The 23,727-nt window shown below is 43.4% G+C and carries 13 protein-coding genes; 8 read left to right on the top strand and 5 right to left on the bottom strand.

Annotated features, from left to right (window positions below):
• The first annotated feature begins 224 nt into the window (after positions 1 to 224).
• The gene (locus tag DXA54_RS25665; protein ID WP_008650753.1) at positions 225 to 3,356 is read left to right on the top strand and encodes a SusC/RagA family TonB-linked outer membrane protein; all 3,132 of its coding nucleotides are present in this window, start codon (positions 225 to 227) and stop codon (positions 3,354 to 3,356) included.
• A 24-nt stretch (positions 3,357 to 3,380) separates the two neighbouring features.
• Positions 3,381 to 5,462 carry a RagB/SusD family nutrient uptake outer membrane protein gene (locus DXA54_RS25660; RefSeq protein WP_004301560.1) on the top strand — a complete coding sequence of 694 codons (2,082 nt, stop codon included), beginning with the start codon at positions 3,381 to 3,383 and terminating at the stop codon, positions 5,460 to 5,462.
• Between the two features lie 101 nt (positions 5,463 to 5,563).
• Here the strand turns inward: DXA54_RS25660 and DXA54_RS25655 are convergent, their stop codons facing one another.
• From DXA54_RS25655 to DXA54_RS25635, 5 genes are all read right to left on the bottom strand, one after another.
• On the bottom strand, positions 5,564 to 6,250 hold the full coding sequence (locus DXA54_RS25655; protein ID WP_008650749.1) for an SGNH/GDSL hydrolase family protein: 687 nt from the start codon (positions 6,248 to 6,250) through the stop codon (positions 5,564 to 5,566).
• Positions 6,251 to 6,338: 88 nt separating this feature from the next.
• On the bottom strand, positions 6,339 to 7,724 hold the full coding sequence (locus DXA54_RS25650) for a glycoside hydrolase family 28 protein (RefSeq protein WP_008650747.1): 1,386 nt from the start codon (positions 7,722 to 7,724) through the stop codon (positions 6,339 to 6,341).
• Between the two features lie 44 nt (positions 7,725 to 7,768).
• Positions 7,769 to 8,134 (bottom strand): hypothetical protein, encoded by a 366-nt coding sequence (locus tag DXA54_RS25645; RefSeq protein WP_004301557.1) that lies wholly within the window; start codon positions 8,132 to 8,134, stop codon positions 7,769 to 7,771.
• 38 nt (positions 8,135 to 8,172) lie between these two features.
• On the bottom strand, positions 8,173 to 10,323 hold the full coding sequence (locus tag DXA54_RS25640; RefSeq protein WP_004305251.1) for a beta-galactosidase: 2,151 nt from the start codon (positions 10,321 to 10,323) through the stop codon (positions 8,173 to 8,175).
• A gap of 31 nt (positions 10,324 to 10,354) precedes the next feature.
• Positions 10,355 to 12,712 carry a family 43 glycosylhydrolase gene (locus tag DXA54_RS25635; protein ID WP_008650744.1) on the bottom strand — a complete coding sequence of 786 codons (2,358 nt, stop codon included), beginning with the start codon at positions 12,710 to 12,712 and terminating at the stop codon, positions 10,355 to 10,357.
• Positions 12,713 to 12,954: 242 nt separating this feature from the next.
• Between DXA54_RS25635 and DXA54_RS25630 the strand changes: the two genes are divergently transcribed.
• From DXA54_RS25630 to DXA54_RS25605, 6 genes are all read left to right on the top strand, one after another.
• A complete protein-coding gene (locus DXA54_RS25630; protein ID WP_032847388.1) occupies positions 12,955 to 15,831 on the top strand; it encodes a sugar-binding domain-containing protein in 2,877 nt (958 codons plus the stop codon).
• 129 nt (positions 15,832 to 15,960) lie between these two features.
• A complete protein-coding gene (locus tag DXA54_RS25625) occupies positions 15,961 to 17,199 on the top strand; it encodes a rhamnogalacturonan acetylesterase (RefSeq protein WP_004305254.1) in 1,239 nt (412 codons plus the stop codon).
• A 48-nt stretch (positions 17,200 to 17,247) separates the two neighbouring features.
• Positions 17,248 to 18,783, top strand: coding sequence for a glycoside hydrolase family 28 protein (locus DXA54_RS25620; protein ID WP_004309134.1), 1,536 nt, complete (start codon positions 17,248 to 17,250; stop codon positions 18,781 to 18,783).
• Positions 18,734 to 19,336: a DUF4450 domain-containing protein gene (locus DXA54_RS25615; protein WP_004309133.1), complete on the top strand. Its 603-nt coding sequence runs from the start codon at positions 18,734 to 18,736 to the stop codon at positions 19,334 to 19,336. Before DXA54_RS25620 ends, DXA54_RS25615 begins: the two co-directional genes overlap by 50 nt.
• Complete coding sequence (locus DXA54_RS25610) at positions 19,333 to 20,736, top strand: glycoside hydrolase family 28 protein (protein ID WP_004309132.1); 1,404 nt, start codon at positions 19,333 to 19,335, stop codon at positions 20,734 to 20,736. The genes DXA54_RS25615 and DXA54_RS25610 overlap by 4 nt, the downstream gene beginning before the upstream one ends.
• Positions 20,733 to 23,498: a glycosyl hydrolase gene (locus DXA54_RS25605; RefSeq protein WP_008650738.1), complete on the top strand. Its 2,766-nt coding sequence runs from the start codon at positions 20,733 to 20,735 to the stop codon at positions 23,496 to 23,498. Before DXA54_RS25610 ends, DXA54_RS25605 begins: the two co-directional genes overlap by 4 nt.
• Positions 23,499 to 23,727: the final 229 nt, after the last annotated feature.

Here is a 23,727-nt window from a genome sequence, read left to right as displayed (position 1 = left end):
AGTTATGTTTAAAAAGAGAATCTAACTTTTGTTTAACTCTATAATAAATACGCTATGTAAATATATTAATATCATACAATATATTATACTACTAAACCTCTATAAAGTACTACGTTACAGGAATATCCATATAAAAAGAAACAAAGAGTCTTCATTAGAGGATAAAAAGATAAATCAACAATAAAGGATCTATAAACCAATATTTATAACTTAATAATTAAAGTATGAAAAGCAACCAAAAAGGTAATCACCTGTATGCCTATAAGGATACTATCCGACGGCTATTTCTTCTCACTTTGTTCTCCTTTTTAATAGTAGAATCTTATGCCCAGAATAAGACAATTTCGGGCACAGTTACAGATTTTACCGGAGAACCGGTTATTGGTGCCAGTGTGTTGGTTAATGGTACTACTAATGGTACAATTACTGATTTAAATGGCAAGTTTTCTCTTTCCAATGTACCAACCAAAGGTACAATCACTATCACTTATATAGGATATAAAAAACAAGAAGTATCCGTAGCAGGAAATACCAACTTTAAAATTACTCTTCAAGAAGATACCGAGACCTTAGACGAAGTAGTAGTTGTAGGCTATGGAGTACAGAAAAAAAGTGACGTAACCGGTGCTATGGCTCGCGTAGGTGAAAAAGAACTGAAAGCAATGCCTGTAAGAAATGCACTAGAAGGGATGCAAGGTAAAACAGCCGGTGTAGATATTACATCCAGTCAGCGTCCCGGAGAGGTGGGCAACATTAATATTCGTGGACAACGCTCTATTAATGCGGAACAGGGTCCACTGTATGTGGTAGACGGTATGGTAATTCAAAATGGAGGCATTGAAAATATCAATCCTTCCGACATTGAAGCTATTGACATTTTAAAAGATGCTTCAGCCACAGCTATTTATGGCTCACGTGGTGCCAACGGTGTGATTCTTGTAACTACCAAAAAAGGAAAAGAAGGTAAAGTGACCCTAAACTATTCCGGTACTGTCACTTTTGAAACGCTACACGATGTTACAGAAATGATGTCTGCCGCCGAATGGTTGGATTATGCCCGCTTAGCCAAATACAATGCAGGTTCTTATGCTTCTGCCACTCCAACTTATGAAGCCGATAAAGCTGCATTTGGTAGCGTAACTGCTTCATGGAAAAACATCGAAAAAGCATGGGTAAATGGAGTCTACGATCCATCTTTAGTAGGATCATATGACTGGGCTTCGCACGGTAAACAGACGGGGATCACTCACGAACATACCTTAAGTGCATCCGGAGGGTCTGACAAATTCCAAGGCTATGCCTCATTCGGTTATTTGGATCAGAAAGGTACACAACCAGGGCAAGCATATGAACGTTATACGTTAAAAACCTCATTTGATGTGACTCCTGTCAATTGGTTCAAAATGGGATCTTCAATTAATGCATCTTATTCCACTCAAGACTATGGATATAGTTTCTCCAAGTCTGTAACCGGTTCGGGTGATTTCTATAGCGCATTAAGAAGTATGATTCCGTGGACAGTACCTTATGACGAAAACGGTGAATATGTCCGTTATCCGAGTGGGGATGTAAATATCATCAACCCTATTCGTGAATTAGACTACAACACCAACCAACGCCGCACTTTCCGTGCTTCTGCCAGTTTGTATTCGCAAATTGATTTCGGTAAAATCTGGAAACCACTGGAAGGCTTATCTTATCGTCTTCAGTTTGGTCCTGAATTCCAATTCTACACTTTAGGAGTCGCTAATGCAGCAGATGGTATTAATGGAGATGGTAACAATGGCGCACAATACAAGAACGAACAAAAACGTGCATGGACATTGGATAACCTGATCTATTATAACAAAGCCCTGGGTCAACATAATTTAGGCATGACATTGATGCAATCCGCTTCTGCCTACCATTACGAGATGGGAGATATGAGAGCTACTAATGTAGCCTCATCAGATGAGCTCTGGTATAATATAGGATCTGCCGGTACACTAAACTCTTTTGGCACAGGTCTGACCGAGACTCAAATGGCATCTTATATGATTCGTCTAAACTATGGTTATAAAGATAAGTACTTATTGACAGCATCTATGCGTTGGGACGGCGCCTCTCAATTAGCCGAAGGGCACAAATGGGCAAGTTTCCCTTCTGCTGCTATCGCATGGAGAATGGATCAGGAAGATTTCCTGAAAGACATCAGTTGGCTGAATCAGTTGAAACTTCGTATAGGTATGGGTGTTACAGGTAATGCGGCAATCAAAGCATATGCAACTAAAGGCGCTATCACAGGCTTATACTATAACTGGGGACAGAATGAGTCATCCTTGGGCTATGTACCTTCAGATCCTTCACAGAAGGAACCCGCCAAAATGGCTAATCCAACTCTAGGCTGGGAAAGAACTACACAATACAATGTCGGTGTTGACTATGGTTTCTTTAATAACCGACTTACTGGTAGTATCGATGCATACAAAACGAAAACTGATGATTTGTTACTAGAAATGTCAATTCCTTCACTAACGGGTTATGTTTCTACTTATGCCAATGTAGGTAAAACATCCGGATATGGTATTGACCTACAAGTAAATGCAATACCTATACAAACAAAAGATTTTTCGTGGAGCACTACTTTAACATGGTCAATGGATAGAAACAGAATCGACGAATTGTCTAATGGTAGAACAGAAGATGTGAACAATAAATGGTTTGTCGGTGAGGAAATCGGTGTTTATTACGACTGGGTATATGATGGCATCTGGAAAACAGAAGAAGCCGAAGAAGCTGCCAAATACGGACGTAAACCGGGACAAATCAAAGTGAAAGATTTAAATAATGATGATACAATAGATGCCAATGACGATAAAAAAATTGTAGGTCACACACGTCCACGCTGGACAGGTGGATGGAGTAACACTTTCAGCTATAAGAATTTTGAGCTATCCTTCTTTATTTTATCACGTTGGGGATTTACTGTTCCACAGGGAGCTGTTACTCTTGACGGTCGCTATATGCAGCGTAAAATAGACTATTGGGTAGCCGGTACAAATGAGAATGCAAAATACTATTCACCCGGTTCCAACGGTGAAGGAGCCGATGCCTTTAACAGCGCAATGAACTATCAGGATGGCTCATACATCAAAGTTCGTAATATCTCATTGGGTTATAACTTTACCCCACAACAATTAAAGAACTTGGGTATCAATAATTTGAAGCTATATGTTCAAGCCATGAACCCATTCAATATCTATAAAGCATGTGACTTTTTGGATACAGACTTGGTAAATTATGACAATAATACCAAAACATTTGGTTCACCTACCACTTTGAAGAGTTTTGTAATAGGTGTCAACATCGGATTCTAATAAACAAATTAAAGTAAAGACATTATGAAATTAAATAGAATATTATTTGCTGCTTTAATAGCCAGCATAACAGGAAGCTCGATCACTTCGTGCAGTGAATCTTTCCTTGATGAGAATTTAACAACTCAATATAGTACCGACCGCTTTAAGACACAAGAAGGTCTTGATGAATTAGTGACTGGAGCCTATCAGAAACTGAAATTCAAATTCAACTATATATGGGGGATTCAGTGCTACAACATGGGAGTAGATGAATTTACTGATGCTAATAATGTTATTCCAGCATGGAATCACTATAGTCAAGATTTAAATTCATCTGAAAATGCCGCTAACCAACCTATCTGGGACAATTACTACGGACTGGTTGAACCCGCAAACATATTGATCCAAAACATACCTCAATATTATAACCAAAGTTCACCTACATACAACACACGCTTGGGAGAAGCACACTTTCTAAGAGCCTATGCTTATTTCGAATTAGTGAAGCAATTTGGTGGTGTGCCGTTGAAATTAGTTCCGTCTACAAGCGCGGAAACATATTTTACACGGAATTCTGCTGAAGAAATATACACACAGGTTATATCTGATTTTGGAGAAGCCTACAGACTACTTCCGGATAAAGGTGAATCAATCGGACGAATTAACAAATATGCTGCTGCCCATTTCCTTGCAAAAGCACATTTATTCCGTGCCTCCGAATTGTACAGCGATTGGAATAGTAATTATATAGCATCCGACCTCGATGCTGTTATTCAATATGGTTCGGAAGTTGTAGACGCACATCCGTTGTGTAATGATTATGTAGAACTTTGGGACTATGAACAGCCGAACGGAGCCAATGAAAAAGTAAGTGAAGTGATTCTAGCAGCTCAATTCTCTAATGATGAATCAACATGGGGACGTTATGGAAACCAGATGCATCTTTATTATCCGGCCGTATACCAAGGTAATGATATAGGTGGATGTAAACGTGACATCTCCGGAGGACGTGAATTCTCATACGTAAGTGCTACAGAGTATACCATGCAGGTATTTGACCGTGTCAATGACTCTCGTTTCTGGAAATCATTCATCACCTGTTATGGAGCCAACGAAACCAAAAGTGCTCCCACCTGGACAGCAGAAGATATGCCATACGCTCCGGCAGGTGTAAAAGAAGGTGACAAACGTTTCAGTGGAGGTGAACTCGGTATGAAATACATCGTGAATGACCCGGGAGACAATCGCTATGAGAAATATCCCAACGCTCCGGCATATACTGTTTTGAAAGATGGAAAAATGTGTAACACGTATACATATGTACGCTATTTCAAAGGACAGGAACACAGCTGGAATATAAATGAGAAAACAGGTAATTATTACGATATCATACCTCACAAGCGTTCAGTAGCTTTATCTAAATTCCGTGATGGTTATCGTGTTTCCATCGCATCTCAATTCGGTACTCGCGATGCTATCATCGCCCGTTCGGCAGATGATGTACTAATGGTTGCCGAAGCATATATTCGTAAAGGTGAAGCCAATTATGACAAAGCTGTCGAATGGATGAACAAACTACGTGAACGTGCCGGTTATAAAACTGGTGAAGACCGTAGTAAGAACGTAGATGGTGGACAAGCTTATAAGAATAATCCTTATTGTTCCGGGAAAGGAGGCGGTCACTCCTCCGAAGGTGCTATTTACTGGGAAGAAAACACCTATTATGAGTCAAACAATATCGAACAGGAGACTACTGCTTCTACCAAAACTACGATGAAATTAAATAGTGTGGCAGACGTTTATAACTCTACAGTCGACACTCCTATCTACAACGAACTGGGATGTACATCCAATGCTGACAAAATGATGTGCTTCCTATTAAATGAACGTACCCGTGAGCTTTGTGGCGAATTGCAACGCTGGGAAGATCTGGCACGTACCAAGACGTTAGACGCCCGCTGGCATAAATTCAACGACGGTGCCAGCAGAGGTCTTGGCGAATTCAAATCGGAGAAACATTACTATCGTCCGATCCCCCAAGCCTTCTTGGACGGTATCACCAATTCAAATGGTTCTGCACTAAGCAATGAAGAAAAGAAAGCAATGCAGAATCCGGGATATTAAGATAAACAACTAAACTTATTGCCACTTGGCACTCTTTGAAATAGTATTCCTAATCAAAGAGTAGCAAGTGGCAATATTATTTCTTATATTTCCGTTGTTTTTCACTTCGTCTTCCTCATAAACATCTTAATCTGTTCACTAATCTGCTCCATCCCCTTTATCGAAGGATGACCGCTCTTTTTGTCAATATCATGCAGTTCAATACAATCAATGTTATAGTGATTGCAGATAGCTCTGACTGATTCATTAAACTCTTCCTTTAAACCAGAGTTCAGCAGAAAGTAGATTTCAACATTAGGATAACGATCAATCATGTGGTCAAGCAGATATGCCATAGCCGGACGGAATGTATATAAATCTTCCTTGGTCCACCCTTCATACTTGTAATCCCCAAGCGGTGAGCCGGCCCAACAATCATTCGTTGCACCGAAAATAAAGATGATATCCGGACATCCCAGCTTATCCATACGGGTAATAAAAGAACGATCCGAATAATCAGCCTGATTATAACCGGTATTACAAATCGTTGCACCGGAAAAAGAGTTGTTGACACAAAGGCGGCAGTTATTCTCTTTGATGAATTTATGCCACCAGGTCTGCTTTACGGAAGTTACATCCGTTTGCTGTCGCGGAGAAACATAATACCAAATGCTATTGGTATCGGGTTGCAGGTATCCTTCAAATGTTGAATACGAATCGCCTAAAATAGATATAGATTTCAGGCTTTGAGCAAAGCTGATACTGCTATATAGAGTGATTAGCAGTAATAAATAAAAGGATTTCTTCATCTTAGCATAAAGTTTTCAATTTTGCTGCTAAGATACTACATTATACTAAAATTATAGCATGAAATTTTCTACTACTTTCAGGAAAGGGTCATTTCCCTTTCCTATCATAAGTCACATTCTTTTCCACTACATTCTCTACATTATTCACTTTCTTCACGAACTCCTTTACCTCTCCTACTTTTACATCCCTAATCATTACATTCTTAGCCGGAAGTTTGGAGTTACCTTTCAGTTCGTAAATAGCATCTGCCGATTCACAAGTCACCTTATCCATATAAATACCATCAATACGAGTAATTCGTTCTTCATAAGTAGGTACCAGATCTTTCCATTGGTATAACACTTCGGTATCTATTTCGAGTACACGTTGAGCCGTTCCTGCCTTTACATTCTTCATATAAACATTCTCTATAAATCCACCTCTGCGATGATTGGTTTTCACAAAGAAAAGGCGCATCACAGAATTCGGAGCAGTACAGTCATGCATATAAATATTCCGTATTCCTCCCGATATTTCGCTTCCGATACCAAGTAAAGTATGTCCTTTTAGAATCTGACAATTACGGATAACGATGTTTTCACAAGGAGTATTCAACCGCCAAGCATCCTGATTACGTCCGGCTTTAATCACTACTGCATCATCCCCCTGATCGAAAGAGCAATCTTCCACTAAAAAGTTACGGCTCATTTCAAAATCAATACCGTCATTATTATGTCCGTGTGCTTTTACATCGAGATTACGCACTAATCCCCCGTCACACATATAGAGATGAATGGTCCAAAACGGACTTTCACGAATCTTAAACCCATCCAATAAAACATTCTTGCAACGATTGAAATGAATCAAATGCGGACGAAGATGGTTCTCCCCTATTGCCATCTGACGTTCGATCACAGGGATATTAGTCGAAGCTTTTGTATACAACTCCTTCAATGCTTCCAAATGAGACTGAGGACGTTTGAACCATACTTTCCAGGTATCCATCTTCGGCTGAAGAGTCCCTTTACCTGTAATCGCCACGTTCTCACATTCAAAAGCATAGAGTAATGGCGAATAATTATAACATTCCAAGCCTTCCCATGAAGTCATCACTGCCGGAAGATAATCAGAAGGATTATCCGTAAAATTCAAAACCGCATTCTCCTCCAAATAAAGATTCACATTACTTTTAAAATGAATGGGACCGGTCAGCCATGTACCTGCCGGAACAACAACACGTCCGCCACCGGATTGGTTACACGCTTCAATAGCACTAGTAATTGCTTTTGTATTATCTACTCTTCCTCCATTGACGGCACCGAAGTCTGTAATTATAAAGTCCTTATCAGGATAGATAAACACTTTAATAGGTTGCATCGGAAAAGGAGCGGTTACTTTAAGCACTTCATAGTTGCCATTTTTCGAAGTAAAAGAAGCGGCTAACAAATAAAAACAAGTACAAGTTATTAAACTTAGAAAATATCTTTTAATCATATCATTACTCTATTATCCAACATACCAAGATAAAACATTCTTAGCTATTTCACACTCTGAAAATCGGGAATTCGTTTCACATTAGCGCCTTTCATTACTCCCTTCTTTATTGCTTCATTTGTGGCAGTAATTTCTTGTTTTACTTTCTTATAATAATCTTTTGTTAACCCATTGGCTATGGCATCTGACTCTGTTGCCGCCCAGAAATATTGATAATCTGTCAATATCAGATCCGGTGCCACTTTTGCAAAAAAGACAGAATCTCCTTCAAATTTTTCACGTAAATCTCCTAAATAAATAGTATCCGCCGGATTTATTTTCTTATCATTTTGAGATTTATTACTCGAATTACCAACACAAGAAGCAATTAATATTCCTCCAATCAAAAAACAATAGTTCAACAGTCTCATAATAAATAATTTAATTGTAACATAATTCTTTTCAACACTTATTTCACTGAAAACACAAATACACCCGCTGTAGGAATCTCTGTAGTCCCGATCAATGCTTTGGCTCCCTTCGATAAGTTGAAGGTATAAGGCTGATCTGAATAGTTTAATACAATTCCCAACCCATTCCGGTATTCCATTGTCACGCCATAAGGCAAATCCATTACCGGGATATTCAGCTGTACATATAGCTTTTTCAATATATCTTTTTCCAATGCTCCATTGTGGCTGTCCACTCCTACATAGGTAATCGTACCTTTCCCCAGTTTGCGGAAAGTCACAGCCGGACTTCCTTCATAGAATTCGTTTTTATAAGTAGCCCATACTTGAGCATCTGCCGGAGGATTCAGAATCTCTCCCCATGTATTCCAAATATACTCTTTTCCGTCCATAACAACAGTACCGGGATTTTCGGGAAGCAGCAAATCATAAAAGTTCATTTCATTTCCGGTCAGCGGAGTAATCATAGAACCAAAGGGAGCTTCCGGAAGACGACCATAACGGTCTTTCTGTGCCGTACGACAAGTCAGAATGAGGTTTCCGCCGTTCTTTACATAAGTGATCCATTTGTCTACCAGTTCTTTATCAGCTAATTGATAAGTCGGTGCAATAACGACCGGATAATCGGACAAGTTCTTTGCTTCGGAAATAAAATCGACAGGAGCTCCGAATGATTTTAGGGTACGATAGTACTTTTCGATGTGTGCAAAAGTATCCCATGTCCGGTTCTGTTTCTGTCGCTCAATGCTCCAGGAGTTTTCATGGTTAAAAAGAATAGCTGTACGACGGGCAAGGTAATCGGCAGGTTTGGTTTCACGGGAAGAGCTATGTTTACGAAGTTCACGAATCTCCTTTATAAATGTCTCATATTCTCTTCCACCGGGAGTTATAGTCACTCCGTCCGTGCCGACAATTCCGTAATGATATTGTTCCGTGCCGTAAAGAGGCTGGCGATAACGATAGGTGCAGATAAAATCACTTCCACCGGCAAACACACTCCACATCCACAGACGAACTGCGCCCGGAAGAGGTTGGGGATTGATACTGCCCCAGTTCACCTGTCCCGGCTGTAATTCCATCACACCATAAGTTCCCTGTATCGGACGGAAAAAGTCATTTGCCCAGGCTATCCGCAACGGATTACCTACCCGGTAGCCTCGACGACCAATCCCCTCATTATCACCATATACCATATAACGGGTATAACTTTGAAAATCAAGCGAGGGGCTACCACCAATGTGACCTTCATCATAATTCGGTATATAATTCGTAGTCACCCATTGGTTCTTTGCATATTTCTTTATCAACAGACATTGTTCGTTCAGGAAATCATTGGTTTGTGATGCAGCAAAACGGCGGTAATCCAAAATTTGATGATGATTCATAAACATCTGTACGCGCTTGGGAAGCGTTATTTCATCAAAAGACGAATAAACCTCACTCCAGAAAGCAGTGCCCCATGCATTATTTAAAAGTTGAATGTCATTATTGTATTTGGCACGGAGAAAATCACGGAAAGCAAGCTCCGCTTTCAGATTATAATCAAACTGTACAGCAGGTTCGTTGTCGAGTTGCCATCCGATAATACGGGAGTCATTGCCATAATGTTGCGCCAGTTTTTCAATCATCTTGTATGATAATTCCCTGTAAAGAGGCGAAGCAAATGAAGCATGCTGGCGAGCACCGTGGTCAAGTATCGTTCCATCCTCATTCTTCAATAGAATTTCGGGGTATTTCCGGCTCATCCATACAGGAGGAGTGGCAGTAGAAGTACACATGATAACTTTCAAATCATACTTGGCTGCCAAAGCTACAGCCCTGTCCAGCCATGCAAAATCATAGCGTCCCTCTTCCGGTTCCAGTTGCGCCCAGGCAAACTCGGCAAAATGGGTAAATTCAAATCCCAATTCATGCATTTTCTTGAAGTCACGTTCCCACTGGCTCTCATCCCAGTGTTCGGGATAATAATAGACACCCGTCAAAGTCAGGTCTTTATCATCAAACCAGGGAGAAGTTTCAATTACAGTCTTTTGAGCTTGCTTCTGTTGAGTTCCGGTTGCCAGTCTCTCTGCTGCCTGTATTCCGGTAGAAACGGTTAATAGACCGGCACAGAAAGTAGCCAGAATTTTACTTTTTACCATATACTTCATAAATTCGATTGATTATTAGCGTTATAAAACGTTATTCATATATTTTCCATTCCCACAAACCGGCATCTCCCCTACGAATATGAAGACGGAGATAACGTGTCTCTCCTATCTCCTTAGCAATATGTGGAGAGCATACTTGTACTTTCCCTTGTTCGGCACACATCTGCCAATGTTTTCCGTCGATAGACTTCTCCAGTCGCCAGGTATGTCCTTCAGTAGGACGGGTAAAATAGAGCTGGCACTCCCCGACCTTACGGATTTCCTTTAAATCGACTGTAATAAACGGACTGCTATCCGTATCAGCCGCCATCCAACGGGTTCCATTCGATTCGTCAGCTACATGGGTAGCCTGATAAGTATGCGTGCGGGTATAGCTCTTCACCGAACCTTTTTCCGGCAACGGTTGATTGGGTTGCGTTTCGATATTGACCACGGAAGTACGGGGAGATTTCTCACTGGAAGCATAAAAATGCGACTGTAATGCCAGATTCGGCCGGGTCTCTTGGGAAGCAGCCAGATAACCTACACCACGCATATCGGGGATTAATGTCTTTATCGTTCCATCGTCATTAAATTCCATCCGGTTAGCATACACTTGACGGGTAGTTCCGCCATCTCCGTATTCCAGATAGAGAAAAATATATTCATCCGTTCCCTCGTCATAAAACACGTTGCCATGTCCCGATCCCCACACTTGATTTTCAGGAGAAGAGAATAAAAAAATGTCGTTCCCCTCCGGCTTTACAAAACCCGTCAAAGGAGACTCGCGGCTCATCATATAAGCATTGACATAATTCTGATGACCACTCAACGTATAAATATAGTAATAGATACCTTTACGCTTAAACATCACCGGACCTTCGGAATATCCCTGGCGGGCTGTTGCCAGAGCTACCGGCTCACCATCCAGATGAAGCCTGTCCGCAGAAAGCCGTCCCGCATTCCGGCGACGCCAGAAGATATATCCTGAACCATCGTCATTAATAAAAGGTTCTCCGTCAATATCATCAACGACAGCCGGGCTATCTGTTCCTTCTTCTCCGGGAGGCAAAAGCCCCTGTCCCGCAGTAAAATGGAAAGGACCATCCGGGCGATCAGCTACAAGTACATAAGTTCCCATCTTGTCATCCGGTTTCACAAACGTAACGTATAAATAAAACTTGCCGTCCTGCTCAATCACTTTTCCAGGCGCCCAATACCGGAAATAGCCCTTTTTCTTTTCACCTTTATCATTCGTGTAGTCATATCCTTTCGACCAGTCGAACCCGCTGATATGGGAACCTTCGAAACTCCAGTTCACAAAATCTTTCGATTTCCATACGACAGGAGTTCCGGCACGTCCAAGTCCGTAATCCAGATCGGTAGTGCCATAAAGATAATAGGTATCACCAAATTTGGAGACAGACGGATCCGCCAGATTATCGGGAATAAGCGGATTATAGTTCCGGTCGGCAATCAGTGACTCCACAATGGAGGCATCCACTGCAAACGCCGTTCCATGACGAATCCCCCTCGGAAAAAAGACCTGATCGGACACATCTTCCCATGTTTCACCATAGTCCAAAGAACGAACAGCTCCATAACGATGGTCACGGTATTTATCAAAATAGACATAAAGCGTATCACCTACAAAAAGAGGAGCTGGACCTTCCGCCCAATATTTTCCTGTAATAGGTGCCGATACTTTGGTCGGGAATCCTTTTTCTATCTTCTTTGTACGCGTCACACGCAAATTCTTTTCCGGCGGATTGGAATTTTCATTCTTGACTACCATTATCAGGTCTTCCCGCTTCGGGTCTTTCACAATAGCGGCATCAATCACACTGAAATCTGGATTGAAGAACATCTTCGTCTTTGAGAAAGTACGAAAATCCTTCGTTGTTACATAATAAATACGATGATTCAGTCCCTTCTCACTTTCACTGGTAGCCACTTCTTTGTGACGGCCGGGAATCGTAGTTGCCCAAAAGATATAATAGGTTTGTGAAGGTTCATCATAAAACAGTTCGGGAGCCCAACAGTTATGTGCATCCGGCTCGTGCATCATCACAGGGATTGCTTGTTGCTCACTCCAATGAACCAAATCGCGTGAAGAGGCATATCCGATAATCCGGTCCGTCCAACTGGAAGTCCAGACCATGTGAAAAGTTCCGTCCGGCGACTGGCAAATGCTGGGGTCACGCATTAATTTATCTTTACCAACCGCAGGGGTAAGATAAGAACGTCCGCCATGTAAAGGCAGCCAGTTCAATCCATCATAACTATATGCTAAATGCAGTCCGTCTTTACTGTCATTGATAAAATAAGAAAAGAGGTAAGCTGTCTCACCGGCAAAGACTGTCATCACCGACCAAAGACTTAGAGCTATCCAGATTACTACTTTTTTCATGGTTCCTTATTAAGATTAAAAAGTTTACCTTGCAAAGATAAGGCATCTCCGCCCCTCCTCAAAGATAAAGAGCATGGACAATATTTCAAATCCATGTAGTTTTGTACACGAACGCTTTTAGATGTCCATTTTGATACAATATTCTATGTATCTGTACATCTTTCTATTTACTAAACCCTTAAAAAGCTCTACTTTAGCGGCAGATTTTAAAAAGAATGAAAAACATATCAACTCTATATATCATGAAACGACTTTTAGTAAGTATTGCTATCGTATTTATCTCCATACTGACCGTAGCGGGACAAAATCACTCTTTCAGCTTATCCGGCAAATGGAATTTCCGGATAGACCGGGAAGATACCGGCGTCAAGGAACAATGGTTCAAAAAATCCCTCGACGATTCTATCAACCTGCCCGGCTCCATGCCCGAAAAACTGAAAGGAGATGAAGTGACCGTCCGTACCCAATGGACCGGAAGCCTCTACGACAGTTCTTACTACTTCAACCCATATATGGAAAAATACAAGATAGAGGGACAAGTAAAGCTACCCTTCTTTCTGACTCCCGACAAACATTATGTAGGTGTGGCCTGGTATCAAAAGAAAGTGACAATTCCGGCTGACTGGAAAGGAGAAAGAATCACTCTTTTTCTGGAACGTCCGCACATCGAAACTACTGTATGGGTAAATCAGCAGGAGCTTGGTATGCAAAACAGTCTTTGTGTTCCCCATGTCTATGACCTGACTGCTGCAACCACCCCCGGAAAAACGTACCTGATTACCATCCGTATCGATAATAGAATCAAAGAAATCAACGTAGGTCCAGATTCTCACAGCATCACCGACCAGACACAAGGTAACTGGAACGGTATCGTCGGACGAATCGAATTACAAGCTACTCCTAAAGTCCATTTAGAAGATATTCAGGTATATCCCGATTTGAGCAATCAGAAAGCGCTGGTTCGCATGAATATACGGTCTGCTTCTTCCACCAAGGGAGAGATCACCCTTTCCGCTGCGAGCTTTAACACGGACATTCAGCACAAAGTGGCTCCCGTACATCAAAGTTTCAACATCCGTCCGGGAGATAATCCGGTGGAAATGGAACTTCCGATGGGAAAAGAGTTTCTGACGTGGGATGAATTCAGTCCGGCACTTTATAAACTGACGGCAAAATTAACCAACGGCAAGCAAACTGACACACAACAAGTACAGTTCGGTATGCGTGATTTCAAGATAGAAGGGAAATGGTTCTATGTAAATGGTCGCAAAACGATGCTTCGCGGTACGGTGGAAAACTGTGACTTCCCATTGACAGGCTATGCGCCGATGGATGTAGCTTCTTGGGAACGGGTGTTCCGCATTTGTCGTAACTATGGCCTGAATCACATGCGCTTCCACTCTTTCTGTCCGCCGGAAGCAGCTTTCATCGCTGCCGATCTGGTCGGTTTCTATCTGCAACCGGAAGGACCGAGCTGGCCGAACCACGGTCCGAGACTGGGTAACGGACAACCGATTGACAAATACCTGATGGACGAAACCATTGCACTGACCAAGGAATATGGGAATTACGCTTCTTACTGCATGCTGGCTTGCGGCAATGAACCTTCCGGTCGTTGGGTGGCATGGGTCAGCAAGTTCGTGGATTATTGGAAAGCAACCGATCCGCGTCGTGTATACACAGGAGCCTCCGTTGGAAACAGCTGGCAATGGCAACCTCACAATGAGTATCATGTGAAAGCCGGCGCACGCGGACTTAGTTGGGCAGGTGCGCAACCGGAAAGTGAATCGGATTATCGTGCAAGAATCGACACGGTGAAACAACCGTATGTATCACACGAAACAGGTCAATGGTGCGTATTCCCGAATTTCAATGAGATCCGTAAATATACCGGAGTCAACAAAGCGAAGAACTTTGAAATCTTCCGGGATATTCTGAACGATAACCACATGGGAAGCCAGAGTCACGACTTTATGATGGCTTCGGGCAAATTGCAGGCACTCTGCTACAAACATGAGATTGAAAAGACCTTGCGTACTCCGGACTATGCGGGATTCCAGTTGCTGGCTCTCAATGATTATTCCGGCCAGGGAACTGCATTAGTCGGTGTACTGGACGTGTTCTTTGAAGAAAAAGGATATATCAACGCAGAACAGTTCAGACGCTTTTGCAGTCCGACCGTACTTTTGGCACGTATTCCTAAATTTGTATATGCCAACAATGAAACATTCCATGCCGACATTGAAGTATCTCATTTCGGAGCTGCTCCCTTAGAAAGTGCAAAAACAGTATATACCATTAAGGATAAATTCGGAAAAGTATATGCTCATGGAACTGTCGGCACCCATCACATTCCCATCGGAAATCTTTATTCTCTGGGTAGTGTAGATATGACTCTGGAAGGAATCGATACACCGCAGAAACTAAATCTGGAAGTACGTATCGAAGGCTGTGATGCCGTAAACGACTGGGATTTCTGGGTATATCCGGCACAAGTGGAACTGGTACAAGGAACAGTATATACCACCGACACCTTGGACGCCAAGGCATTGGCTGTGTTACAAGACGGAGGAAATGTGCTGATTACGGCTGCCGGAAAGATACAATACGGCAAAGAAGTCAAACAATACTTCACTCCCGTATTCTGGAATACTTCCTGGTTCAAGATGCGTCCGCCGCACACAACCGGTATTTTCCTGAATGAATATCACCCTCTTTTCCGCGAATTCCCTACCGAATATCATAGTAACCTTCAATGGTGGGAACTGCTGAACAAAGCGCAGGTGATGCAATTCACCGACTTCCCGGCAACATTCCAACCAACGGTTCAAAGTATTGATACTTGGTTTATCAGCCGGAAAATCGGCATGTTGTTCGAAGCAAAGGTCTTGAACGGTAAATTGATGATGACCAGTATGGACATTACTTCCCAACCGGAAAAACGAATCGTTGCCCGCCAGATGCACAAAGCAATCCTGAATTATATGAATTCGGATGCTTTCCGTCCGGCAGACAAGATAGCTCCGGAGCTAATACAAGCATTATTCACCAAAGTGGCGGGAGATGTGAAATCTTATACCAAAGATTCTCCTGACGAGCTCAAACCGAAAATTAACTAAATGGGAATTATCAGGCACGAATTACACGGATTACGCTGTTGCTTTATAAAAGCGTAATTCTAAAAACCGTGAAATCCGTGTAATCCGTGCCTAAATTCCATAAACAATATACATTAAATATCATTTTACATGAAAACTACGATCATAGGCTTGCTACTCTTAGCTACGGCAAGTGTCAATGCACAGGAGAAAGCCCAAACATACCAGTTGGCAGATGCTCCCCGCTACAGTGAGGAGACGGGATATGGATATGATCTCGTCGCTACTCCCGAAAAAGGCAGCAAGGCACCCTTCTTCTTTTCTGTCCGCGTGCCGGACGGTAACTATCAAGTAACCGTTCGCCTGGGAAGCAAGAAACAGGCAGGGGTGACAACAGTAAGAGGCGAATCACGCCGACTGTTCATTGATAACCTCGCTACTAAAAAGGGACAATTCGTAGATGAAACATTTATCATCAACAAACGCAACCCCCGCATTTCCGAAAAAGAATCCGTACGTATCAAACCCCGCGAAAAAGCCAAACTGAACTGGGACGATAAACTGACGCTGGAATTTAACGGCGATGCACCCGTATGCCAGAGTATCAGCATCGAGCCTGCCGATCCGTCGGTGATTACCGTTTTTCTATGCGGTAACAGTACCGTAGTCGACCAGGACAACGAGCCATGGGCAAGCTGGGGACAAATGATACCTCATTTTTTCGGTACGGACGTTTGTATCGCCAATTATGCGGAATCGGGCGAATCAGCCAATACGTTTATTGCCGCAGGACGTTTGAAAAAAGCATTGAGCCAGATAAAGAAAGGAGATTATCTTTTCATGGAATTCGGGCATAACGACCAAAAGCAAAAAGGACCGGGCAAAGGAGCTTATTACTCTTTTATGACCAGCCTGAAAACATTTATTGATGAAGCTCGTGCACGGGGAGCATACCCCGTACTGGTCACTCCCACCCAACGCCGGAGTTTCGACGCAACCGGACATATCCGTGACACACACGAAGATTATCCGGAAGCCATGCGCTGGCTGGCAGCTAAAGAAAATGTTCCGTTGATCGACCTCAACGAGATGACCCGTACGCTTTATGAAGCTTTGGGAACAGAAACGTCGAAACGTGCTTTCGTACACTATCCGGCAGGCACTTATCCGGGACAGACCAAAGCTTTTGAGGATAACACCCACTTCAATCCATACGGAGCCTATCAAATAGCCCAATGTGTGATTGAAGGAATGAAGAAAGCCGTACCGGAACTGGCTAAACACCTGAAAATAGACCCGTCCTATAATCCGGCACAGCCGGACGATGTAAATGGTTTCCACTGGAACGAATCACCATTCACGGAAATTGAAAAACCGGACGGAAATTAAGAGATAAGTAGTAGGTATTAAGTATTAAGAATCAGGCATTAGATAAATATGAAAACCAAAAGCATCTTTCCCCTGTTCCTATTGGCAGGCACACTTTTGACAGCAGCTTGCGCCACCCCAACGGCTAAACAGGCAGGAAACAACAGCTTCGAATGGGGGCAAGTACCGCAACAACCGGATTTGTCATGGGCCGATAGTGTAGGCAGCCGGCAAATGCCCGGAAACCATGTAATTTTATCCGCTAATTCTTTTGGCGCAGTAGCAGACAGCACGGTGCTTAGCACGGAAGCTATCCAGAAAGCAATTGACAGTTGTGCCGTCATCGGTGGAGGAACGGTAGTTTTTCAGCCGGGATATTATCAGACTGGCGCACTGTTCATAAAAAGCGGTGTCAACCTGCAACTGGACAAAGGGGTGACTTTACTGGCCAGCCCTTACATTCATCATTATCCCGAATTCCGCTCACGGATTGCAGGAATCGAGATGACATGGCCCGCGGCAGTTATCAACATTGTCAATGAAAAGAACGCTTCCGTCAGCGGAGAAGGAACGCTGGACTGCCGGGGAAAAGTATTTTGGGATAAATATTGGGAAATGCGGAAAGAATACGAAGCAAAAGGATTGCGCTGGATTGTGGATTATGACTGCAAACGGGTACGGGGCATCCTCATAGAACGTAGCTCGGACATTACATTGAAAGGATTTACCCTGATGCGTACCGGTTTTTGGGGATGTCAGATTCTTTACTCCGATTATTGCACGATAGACGGATTGACCATCAACAACAATATAGGTGGACACGGTCCGAGCACGGACGGTATCGACATTGATTCTTCCTGCAATATCTTGGTCGAAAACTGCGATGTAGACTGTAACGATGATAATATCTGTATCAAATCGGGACGGGATGCAGACGGACTGCGGGTGAACCTTCCTACGGAAAATGTGGTCATACGCAATTGCATCGCCCGCAAAGGTGCCGGACTTATCACCTGCGGAAGCGAAACTTCCGGTAGCATACGGAATGTATTGGGATATAATCTGGAAGCAATCGGCACCTCCGCCGTGCTGCGGTTGAAAAGCGCCATGAACCGTGGAGGGACAATCGAAAACATTTATATGACCGAAGTAAAAGCGGAAAACGTCCGTCACGTGCTGGCGGCAGACTTGAACTGGAACCCCAGTTACAGTTACAGCACTTTACCCAAAGAGTATGAAGGGAAAGAAATCCCGGAACACTGGAGAATCATGCTGACTCCGGTAACGCCTCCCGAAAAAGGTTATCCGCGTTTCCGCAATGTCTACGTATCAAAGGTAAAAGCGGAAAATGTGGACGAATTTATCTCCGCTTCGGGATGGAATGACTCGTTACGTCTGGAAAATTTCTATCTTTATGCCATCGAAGCGCAGACCGACAAACCGGGCAAAATCTGCTATACGAAGAATTTCAACTTGTCTGAAATTACATTAAAGACAGAAGAAAAGAATGTCATTGAACTAAAAGAGAACGAACAAAGTAATATCAACTTCAACTATGTTAAGACATCTCCTGACCATCGTACTGCTGGGAATCTTGCTCATTGATGCGCAAGCACAAGCACTGACGCCACCTGCCGGCACTTTCCGGTTGGGCATATCAAAAGGAAATGAAAGCCACTGGCTAAAACCTAAAGAAAAGATACAGGGAGTATCCTTCCAATGGAAAGCACTGCCCGATAGTCGTGGATTTATTCTGGAAGTAGAAGTCGCCTCTGCTCCGGAAGCCGATGCCCTATTTTGGAGTTTCGGCGATTGCCAACCGGATTCGGACATCAATGTATTCAGCGTGGAGGGACAAGCCTTCACTTGCTACTACGGAGAAAGTATGCAATTACGGACGCTGCAGGCTGTCACTCCTACCGATGATATTCGCTTGAGTGACGGACATAAGGATGCAACTCCCCTGATGCTTTACGAATCAGGCAAACGAACCGACCGCCCTGTACTGGCCGGACGTTGCAGTCTCTCCCCGGCTTCTTCGCGAAACGAAGGAAGCAAGCCTTTCCGGCTTTACTTCTGTTTCTACGAACAGAATGAAAAAGCGGATTACAACTACTATATGTTACCGGATATTTTTGCCAAAATCGACAAAAAATGAAAAGGATCTATTTATTATTCAGTCTGTTAATAGGTTGCATCTATCTACATGCAGCCATTTATAATGTAATGGACTTCGGAGCCAAAGCGGATGGGAAAACGATTGATTCGCCTGCCATCAATCGTGCAATTGAAGCGGCCGCACAGGCCGGAGGAGGCACAGTATATCTACCTGCGGGAGAATATGCGTGTTATTCCATCCGGTTAAAAAGCAACATTCATATCTATTTGGAACAGGGCACCCGTATCATTGCCGCCTTTCCCGGAAAAGAGGAAGGATATGATACCGCCGAACCGAATGAACATAATAAGTATCAGGATTTCGGTCACAGCCATTGGAAAAACTCTTTAATTTGGGGAATCGGACTGGAGAATATTACGATCAGTGGTCCCGGCTTAATCTATGGCAAAGGCTTGACCCGTGAAGAGAGTCGCCTACCGGGGGTAGGCAATAAGGCTATCAGCCTGAAAGATTGCAGAAATGTGACCCTGAAAGATTTATCCATGCTGCATTGCGGGCATTTCGCCCTGTTGGCTACCGGAGTGGATCATCTGACGATTATGAATCTGAAAGTAGACACCAACCGGGATGGCTTTGATATTGATTGCTGCCGGAACGTACGTATCAGCCAATGCACGGTGAACTCCCCCTGGGATGATGCCATTGTATTGAAAGCCTCTTATGGATTAGGACGCTTCCAAGATACGGAAAATGTGACGATCAGTGATTGTTATGTCAGCGGCTTTGACAAAGGCAGTGTAATGGACGGCACTTGGCAGTTGGACGAACCGCAGGCTCCCGATCATGGTTTCCGTACGGGACGCATCAAACTCGGCACAGAAAGTAGTGGAGGTTTCCGCAATATTGCGATTACGAACTGTATCTTTGAACATTGCCGTGGATTGGCATTGGAAACGGTAGACGGAGGACATCTGGAAGATATTGTAATCAGTAATATTACAATGAGAAATATAGTCAACGCGCCTATTTTCCTTCGGTTGGGCGCACGTATGCGCAGTCCTGAAGGTACTCCTGTAGGCACCATGAAACGTATTCTTATCAGCGATATCAATGTATGGAATGCCGACAGCCGGTATGCTTCTATCATCAACGGAGTGCCGGGTGCATGTATTGAGGACGTAACTTTTCGGAATATTCACCTCTATTATAAAGGAGGATATAGCGAAGAGGATGGCAAACGTATTCCGCCCGAACAGGAGAAAGTATACCCCGAACCCTGGATGTTCGGCACTATTCCCGCCAAAGGGTTTTATATCCGCCACGCACGGAACATTACCTTCGACGGCATCCGCTTCCACTTTGAACAGCCGGACGGACGACCGCTTTTTGTAACTGATGACGCAGAAAATATAGAATACTATAACACACCGAAAGAATGATGAATAAAAGAGAATTGATAGTTCTTTGCCTGCTCGCCGCAGGTGGAGTAATACAAGCACAACAATGGCCGGACACTCCGGTGGAAGCACGTCCCGGCGCCAGATGGTGGTGGATGGGAAGTGCCGTAGACGAAAAGAATCTGACGTATAATCTGGAAGAATACGCACGTACCGGAATGGGAGCAGTAGAAATTACTCCTATCTATGGGGTGCAAGGCAATGACGCGAATGAAATTCAGTTCCTTTCTCCCCGCTGGATGGAAATGCTTAAGCATACACAAACGGAAGGAAAACGTACGGGTATTGAGATTGATATGAATACCGGAACCGGATGGCCTTTTGGCGGACCTGAAGTTAGTATAGAAGATGCGGCTACCAAGGCTATCTTCCAGACATACGAAATAGAGGGCGGCAAAGAGATTGAACAGGATATTAATGTGACCGATCCCAAGCAACAACCATTTTCTGTACTAAGCCGGGTGATGGCATATGATGAGAAAGGCAAATGTATCAACCTGACTGCTCACGTCAAAAAAGACAAACTGCAATGGAAAGCGCCTGCCGGCAAATGGAAAGTGATCGCTCTTTACATCGGAAAAACAAGGCAGAAAGTGAAACGGGCAGCTCCGGGAGGAGAAGGCTATGTGATGAATCATCTCTCAAAAAAGGCGGTAAAAAATTATCTTTCCCGCTTTGACCGTGCTTTCAAAAGTAGCAAGACAAGTTATCCACATACTTTCTTCAACGATTCATACGAAGTTTATCAAGCTGACTGGACGGATGATTTCCTGGAACAGTTCGCTCGTAGACGGGGGTATAAACTGGAAGAACATTTCCCCGAATTCCTGGATAAAAACCGTCCGGAAGTTAGCAGACGTATCGTGTCGGATTACCGGGAAACCATTTCCGACCTCTTATTGGAGAACTTCAGTCATCAATGGACAGACTGGGCACACAAAAACGGTAGTATCACCCGTAATCAGGCACATGGTTCGCCCGGTAATCTGATTGATATCTATGCTTCCGTGGATATTCCGGAATGTGAAGGTTTCGGACTGTCGCAGTTCCACATCGAAGGATTGCGTCAGGACTCATTGACCAAAAAGAATGATTCGGACCTGTCTATGCTGAAATATGCCTCCTCGGCAGCTCATATTGCAGGAAAAACGTATACTTCTTCCGAGACATTTACATGGCTGACGGAGCATTTCCGTACTTCCCTGTCGCAATGTAAACCGGATATGGATTTGATGTTTGTTTCCGGAGTCAATCACATGTTTTTCCACGGCACTCCGTATTCTCCGAAAGAAGCCGAATGGCCCGGATGGTTGTTCTACGCTTCTATCAATATGAGTCCGACAAACAGTATTTGGCGTGATGCCCCTTCGTTCTTCAACTATATCACCCGTTGCCAGAGCTTTCTGCAAATGGGACGGCCGGATAATGATTTCCTGATTTATCTTCCGGTATATGATATGTGGAATGAGCAACCGGGACGATTGTTATTATTCACGATACACCACATGGATAAACTGGCTCCTAAGTTTATCGACGCTATCCATCGCATCAACAACAGCGGGTATGACGGGGATTATATTTCCGATAACTTTATTCGCAGTACACGTTTCAAAGACGGACAGTTGGTTACTTCAGGCGGAACGGGCTACAAAGCATTGGTAGTGCCTGCTGCACACCTAATGCCGAGTGATGTATTGGCACATCTTTATGAACTGGCCAAACAGGGAGCTACTATCGTATTCCTCGAAAATTATCCGACAGATGTACCGGGATACGGTCAGTTGGAACAAAAACGCCAAAGTTACCAGCGTACGCTCCGGCAACTTCCGGCTGTTTCTTTCTCGGAAACAACCGTTACTCCAATCGGAAAGGGGAAGATTATCACAGGAACGGATTATGCACGCACATTGGCCAGCTGCAATATTTCTCCCGAAGAAATGAAAACCAAATTCGGACTACAAGCGATCCGAAGAGTGAATGATACGGGACACCACTATTTCATCTCTTCCTTGCAAAATAAAGGAGTGGACGGTTGGATCACATTGGGAACGAATGCAGCCGCAGCCGCTCTCTTCAATCCCATGACCGGAGAATGTGGTGAAGCTAAGGTAAGACAGGCAAACGGAAAAACACAAGTCTATCTGCAATTAAAATCCGGTGAATCGTTCATTCTGCAAACATATCAACAACCTTTGCAGGCATCCAAACCGTGGAAGTATGTCAAAGAGCAACCTTTCAGTCTTCGTCTGGATCATGGTTGGAAGTTACACTTCGCCGAAAGCAAACCGGAAATTCAAGGAACATTTGATATAGATCGCCCCTGTTCATGGACCCATATCGATCATCCGGCAGCCCAAACGAACATGGGAACCGGTGTTTATTCCTTAGACATCGAATTGCCGACTTTGCAGGCCGACGACTGGATTCTTGATTTGGGAGATGTACGCGAAAGTGCCCGTGTCCGCATCAACGGACAGGAAGCGGGATGCGCATGGGCAGTGCCTTATCAACTAAAGGTGGGCCAGTTCTTAAAACCCGGAAAAAACCACATCGAGATAGAAGTCACGAATCTCCCTGCGAATCGAATTACAGAATTAGACAGGCAGGGAGTGCAGTGGCGCAAATTCAAAGAAATCAATATTGTTGATTTGAACTATCGTCCGGCCAATTATGGACATTGGAGTCCATTACCCTCCGGCTTGAATAGTGAGGTACGGCTGATTCCGGTAAATGTGATGCCATAGTTGAGGCATTGTCATATCATCATACTGCAACAAACTAGTTTTTCAATCTTGTACTTAAGACTTTTCAGTGCAAAGATTAAGGGTTTTCAGTGCAGAGATTAGTTTTTTTATGCAGCCGGTAAGTCGTCCCGTTACAATGGGACAATAGGCACATTGCAAAGTGACCAATATCACCTTATAAGATGACAGGGCAGACGCATTATATTTTTTACTATATTCTCGTTTGTAA

The sequence above is a fragment of the Bacteroides sp. OF03-11BH genome (assembly GCF_003604005.1).
In the GTDB taxonomy this organism is placed as follows: Bacteria; Bacteroidota; Bacteroidia; order Bacteroidales; family Bacteroidaceae; genus Bacteroides; species Bacteroides ovatus.
The sequence above is the reverse complement of the archived record's forward strand: the minus strand, read 5'-3'. Positions and strand labels throughout refer to the sequence as shown.

What these genes read in the sequence shown, in the direction of transcription:
- DXA54_RS25610 (WP_004309132.1), top strand. Translation starts at nt 19,333, where the DNA reads ATGAAAAGGATCTATTTATTATTCAGTCTGTTAATAGGTTGCATCTAT.
- DXA54_RS25650 (WP_008650747.1), bottom strand. Translation starts at nt 7,724, where the DNA reads ATGATTAAAAGATATTTTCTAAGTTTAATAACTTGTACTTGTTTTTAT.
- DXA54_RS25615 (WP_004309133.1), top strand. Translation starts at nt 18,734, where the DNA reads ATGTTAAGACATCTCCTGACCATCGTACTGCTGGGAATCTTGCTCATT.
- DXA54_RS25620 (WP_004309134.1), top strand. Translation starts at nt 17,248, where the DNA reads ATGAAAACCAAAAGCATCTTTCCCCTGTTCCTATTGGCAGGCACACTT.
- DXA54_RS25660 (WP_004301560.1), top strand. Translation starts at nt 3,381, where the DNA reads ATGAAATTAAATAGAATATTATTTGCTGCTTTAATAGCCAGCATAACA.
- DXA54_RS25630 (WP_032847388.1), top strand. Translation starts at nt 12,955, where the DNA reads ATGAAACGACTTTTAGTAAGTATTGCTATCGTATTTATCTCCATACTG.
- DXA54_RS25645 (WP_004301557.1), bottom strand. Translation starts at nt 8,134, where the DNA reads ATGAGACTGTTGAACTATTGTTTTTTGATTGGAGGAATATTAATTGCT.
- DXA54_RS25605 (WP_008650738.1), top strand. Translation starts at nt 20,733, where the DNA reads ATGATGAATAAAAGAGAATTGATAGTTCTTTGCCTGCTCGCCGCAGGT.
- DXA54_RS25640 (WP_004305251.1), bottom strand. Translation starts at nt 10,323, where the DNA reads ATGAAGTATATGGTAAAAAGTAAAATTCTGGCTACTTTCTGTGCCGGT.
- DXA54_RS25625 (WP_004305254.1), top strand. Translation starts at nt 15,961, where the DNA reads ATGAAAACTACGATCATAGGCTTGCTACTCTTAGCTACGGCAAGTGTC.
- DXA54_RS25635 (WP_008650744.1), bottom strand. Translation starts at nt 12,712, where the DNA reads ATGAAAAAAGTAGTAATCTGGATAGCTCTAAGTCTTTGGTCGGTGATG.
- DXA54_RS25655 (WP_008650749.1), bottom strand. Translation starts at nt 6,250, where the DNA reads ATGAAGAAATCCTTTTATTTATTACTGCTAATCACTCTATATAGCAGT.
- DXA54_RS25665 (WP_008650753.1), top strand. Translation starts at nt 225, where the DNA reads ATGAAAAGCAACCAAAAAGGTAATCACCTGTATGCCTATAAGGATACT.